Here is a 4717-nt window from a genome sequence, read left to right on the forward strand (position 1 = left end):
AGCCTTTAAGTTCAAAGTGATGATGCAGGGGGGCCATTCGAAAGATTCTTTTTCCTTTTGTCAGTTTAAAATATACCACCTGGATGATGACGGATAAGGCTTCAACCACAAACAGCCCACCGACAATAAGCAAGAGAATTTCCTGCTTTGTAACAACAGCAATGGTTCCTAAAATGGCGCCCAGAGGGATAGATCCTGAATCTCCCATAAAGATTTGGGCCGGGTGTGCATTAAACCATAAAAACCCTAATCCCGCACCGGCCAGGGTTCCGCAGATCACGGCTATTTCACCGGCAGAGGCAATATGCCTGACATGAAGATATTCAGCGATCTGGACGTGCCCTGCAACATAGGCGAATAACATGTAAGTGACACTGGCAACGATATAGGGGCCGATGGCAAGCCCGTCAAGTCCGTCGGTCAGGTTTACGGCATTTGATGTCCCCACAATGACAAGACAGGCAAAGGGGATGTACCAGATCCCGAGATCCGGGGAAGCATCCTTAAAGAGCGGAATGGTCAGACTGGAATCAAAATCAGGACATTCATAGATCAACCAGCTGATAATCAGGGCAGACAATACCTGGATGAATAACTTAGCTTTGGCAGAAAACCCCATGTTTCTTTTTTTTATCTGCATAAGATAATCATCAATAAACCCGATAAATCCGAAAAGTATCAGGGTCAGAAGAAGAATATTTACATAATGATTGGACAGGTTCCCCCAGATTGCAGTGGACATGAAAATAGAAGAAAGAATCAGGATGCCGCCCATTGTCGGTGTCCCCTGCTTGTCCAGATGGGACTGTGGCCCATCGGTCTGGATGATCTGTCCGATTTGCATTTGGGCAAGTTTTTTGATAACAAAAGGTCCAAAAAGAAAACAGATTAAAAAAGCGGTCAGGCCTCCATAAATCGTTCTGAATGTAATATATCGAAATATATTCAAGAACGTAAAATCAACATGATATGGATATAAAAATTCGTACAGCATTTATTATAACCCTATGCCACCTTTACATTAAGTTTGTTTGCATTAATTTTTCTCCTGTCCGTTCCCGACCTTCTCTCGGGAGAATGGGCAGTGTAAGTAAACTTTCTTCTGTCATGAAACGACCGATTTTCCTTAAAGTTATCCATCATAACCCCTGTGAATTGACCGTTAATATTTGTTGAAGTTCGTGTATGACGGTTTCCATGGCCATACCTCTTGAACCTTTTACAAGGACCCAGGTGTCAGAATTTATGGTCTCAAACACCTTTTGAGCGATCTTTGTTTTTGAACCGTGAAATATATTGTCTGGTGGAAACCCTTTTTCAATCGCACCTTTTATTGTGTGTTTTATCTGGCTGCCAAAAACATATAATTTACAGATTCCCGAAAGAGCTGCTTTTTGTCCGATCTGGCGGTGGAGTCTGTTCGATTCTTCTCCTAGTTCCAGCATATCTCCGAGAACGGCAATGCTGTTTTTAATACCGCTGACAGCCTGTAGCGTATTCAAGGCCTGGGTGACGGAAGCAGGATTTGCATTGTATGTGTCATCGATAATATTGATTGAATTCGAAAGTCTGTAAATATTCATCCTGCCGGATACAGGGGTAAAGGCGGCTATCCCCTTTCTGATACTTTCCGTACAGATCCCGGCAGTTTTGGCTGCCAGGATTGCAGCAAGACTATTGTCAACCATAAAAAGGGCAGGGGAGTTAATGGAAAAGGCAGTCTCCCGGTTATTAACCTTTGCAATAAATTCAATGGAGTTTGCAAAGTTTTTAATTTTAACAGGTTGAATATCCGAAGTATCATTTGAACCAAAAAAGAGAAGCTTTTTAATGGTTTTTTTTCCGTTGGCTTTTGTTTCAAGGATGGCACGTCTCGGGTCAGCGCCTGGAAGTATCGCTGTCGCGTTTTCCCGGACGCCATCAAAAATTTCAGCCTTGGCTTTTGCCACATTGTCTATGCTGCCAAGCCCTTCAAGGTGAACACCGGAAGTATTGGTTATCATAGCAATGTCGGGAAGTGCTATCCGGCTTAATCTTGATATTTCACCCGGATGGTTCATGCCCATTTCCACGATGGCCCATTCATGGGCATAGGAAAGATTTAAAAGGGTGAGCGGTAACCCGATCTCATTATTAAAATTTTTTAAGGTTGTGTGGGTATGAAATTGGGTTTTAAATATTTCTTTTGCAATTTTTCTTGTGGTTGTTTTCCCACTGGAGCCTGTAATGGCAAGCAGTTTTACATTTGAACGGAGCCGTTGATATCGGGCAAGCATGCCTAAAGCGGTTAAGGTATTCCCGGTTTCAAAAATAATTAGATTTTTCTGCTGTAATTCTTTTTGTGTGTTTTCATCCAGTGTATCAACAAACCCTTTTTGAGTAATAAACCCTTTTATCCCTTTATCAATAAGTTTTTTAATAAAAGTGTGGCCATCAAAGCTCTCTCCCTTAAGGGCAAGGAAAATCCGGGTTTGGGTAATTGTTCTTGAGTCTGTGGAGATCCCGGTAAAACAATGATCTTTTGGGGTCGTTAGAAAAACAGGATCACAGCCTAGTGCCTTTGTCAGGTCATTGATTTTCCAGGCAATGGGGTTAAATTGGTCTGAAAATTCAATTGCTGCTTTTTTAAGTTCTTCTTTGTCATCAAAATGAATAGTGCCTGAATTTGTGATCTGATAAGTTTCGTGTCCCTTTCCGGCAGCAATAATAATATCATCTGGTTTTGAAATAAAAATAGCTTTTTTAAGGGCTTTTTTCCGATCAGCCTCAACCAGATATCCCTTTTTAAACGGGGTTGACTTAAGATTTTTGTCTGAAAGCTTATGAAAATCGTCTATTCCTTCAAGGATATCATCTATGATGGAATCAGGATGTTCGGTTCTCGGGTTATCAGAGGTCACAATGGCAATATCGCTGTGTTTGCAGGCAATCTGTCCCATTAACGGGCGTTTTGACCGATCCCTGTCACCACCGCATCCAAAGACGGTAATGACCCTTTTAGGAGCTCTTAGTTTTAAAGTGATCAAAATGGTTTCAAGCGCATCAGGCGTATGGGCATAGTCGACAAACAGAAATCTGTCAATAGAGGTATCGATTTTTTCAAAGCGGCCCGGAATTGTGTGGCAGTTTTCAAGCCCTTCTTTAATTTGTTGCTGGTCGATATCCAAGGCATGGGCAGCTCCCGCAGCGCATAAAATATTTTCTAAATTAAACTTGCCGGTCAGTTGTGATATTAAATTAAATGAACCATTGGGCAGGCAAACGGTTCCCGACAATCCGTGAATATCATCTGTAATATTTTTTGCAAAAATAGTGGCACTAGCGACAACAGTGTTAGCAGCGGTAGCAGCGGTAGCAGCGGTAGCGTCGGTTTTCTTTTTTGTGCTCACCGCAATTGTTTTATAATCAAGGGACTTTAAAAGGGCTTCCCCTTTCGGGTCATCAATATTTAAAACAGCAGGGGCGTTGTTTTTCCCTTTTGATCCAAGAAATCGGGTGAAAAATCTTTTTTTACAATCAAAATATTCATCCATGTTTTTGTGATAATCCAGATGATCCTGGGTCAGGTTGGTAAAGACACCCGCATCAAACCGGCAAAAATCCACTCTGCTCAGATCAAGCCCATGGGAAGAGACTTCCATGATGACATGGGTGACGCCTGCTTTTTTCATTTCAGAAAGGGTTTTTTGAAGATCAATGGAATCAGGTGTGGTTATGGGGTTATCAAAAATTTTATCCGTATACCGGATATTGACGGTTCCAATGACGCCGGTTGAAAATCCGCAGACGTTGAATATACTTTCAAGCAGCCATGTGGTTGTTGTTTTGCCATTGGTTCCGGTGATGCCGACAAGGGTCAGTCCTCTTGACGGGTTGCCATAAAAATTGGCGGCAATGGCGGCCATGGAAAGCCTTGAATTATCGACCAGAATAATATTCTTCAGATTTTTTGGATTGTCTTGAGCAATCACTGCAGCTGCCCCGTTTTCAAAAGCCTGATCAATATAATCGTGCCCGTCAGCGCTAAATCCTTTAACCGCTATAAACAGTCCACCGGGCTTGACATTCCTGGAGTTTGAAGCAATAGAGGAAATTTCAGGATCATGGGTCAGTCCTGCTATTGAACAATCTTTGACCGGACAGTCTTTTATCAGGTCAGACAGCTTCAATTTTTTCCTCCGGTTGATAATAAGGCGACCATTGTTTTGTTTTTTTCAGGGGGTATATTTAAATAATTAAAGGATTCGGCCATAATAGTTTTAAAGGCCGGGGCTGCCACATCTCCGCCATAATATTGTTTTCTTGGCTCATCAATTACCACAAGAATCGCAAGTTCCGGATTGTCTTCTGGTGCAAATCCGGCAAAAACCGAGATATAATTGCTTTTTGAATACCCTTTTCTATTTTTTAAAGCTTTTTGAGCGGTACCTGTTTTTCCGCATACCGTATATCCTTCCATAGCCGCTTTTACACCGGTACCCTCTTCTTTTACGACGAGACTCATCATGTTTTTAACCTGCCGGGCGGTTTTTGGGGAGACGACTCTCCGGATTATTTCAGGGTGATATACTTTTAAGTCTTCTCCACTATTGGATATGACTTTTTTTGTCAGCATGGGTCTCATAAGGTTGCCATTATTGGCAATTGCACTGATACCACTGATAAGCTGTATGGCGGAAACAGAAACACCCTGGCCAAAGGAGATGGCACCGGCATC

4 protein-coding genes are annotated in these 4717 nt (G+C 42.1%); all 4 read right to left on the bottom strand.

Annotated features, from left to right (window positions below; all coding sequences use genetic code 11):
• On the bottom strand, window positions 1-994 hold a 994-nt coding region (gene mraY / locus K8S13_RS11775; RefSeq protein WP_291462721.1), incomplete at its 3' end, for a phospho-N-acetylmuramoyl-pentapeptide-transferase.
• Window positions 995-1005: 11 nt separating this feature from the next.
• Window positions 1006-1143: a hypothetical protein gene (locus tag K8S13_RS11780; RefSeq protein WP_291462722.1), complete on the bottom strand. Its 138-nt coding sequence runs from the start codon at window positions 1141-1143 to the stop codon at window positions 1006-1008.
• Window positions 1140-4169 carry a UDP-N-acetylmuramoyl-L-alanyl-D-glutamate--2,6-diaminopimelate ligase gene (locus K8S13_RS11785; RefSeq protein WP_291462724.1) on the bottom strand — a complete coding sequence of 1010 codons (3030 nt, stop codon included), beginning with the start codon at window positions 4167-4169 and terminating at the stop codon, window positions 1140-1142. The genes K8S13_RS11780 and K8S13_RS11785 overlap by 4 nt, the downstream gene beginning before the upstream one ends.
• A partial coding sequence (locus tag K8S13_RS11790) for a penicillin-binding transpeptidase domain-containing protein (protein WP_291462726.1) occupies window positions 4166-4717 on the bottom strand: 552 nt, incomplete at its 5' end. The genes K8S13_RS11790 and K8S13_RS11785, both read right to left, overlap by 4 nt.

Source organism: Desulfobacula sp., assembly GCF_021107415.1.

Bases quoted from the DNA above. Each gene is read 5' to 3' on its own strand.
- K8S13_RS11780 (WP_291462722.1), bottom strand. From the start codon at position 1,143: ATGATGGATAACTTTAAGGAAAATCGGTCGTTTCATGACAGAAGAAAG.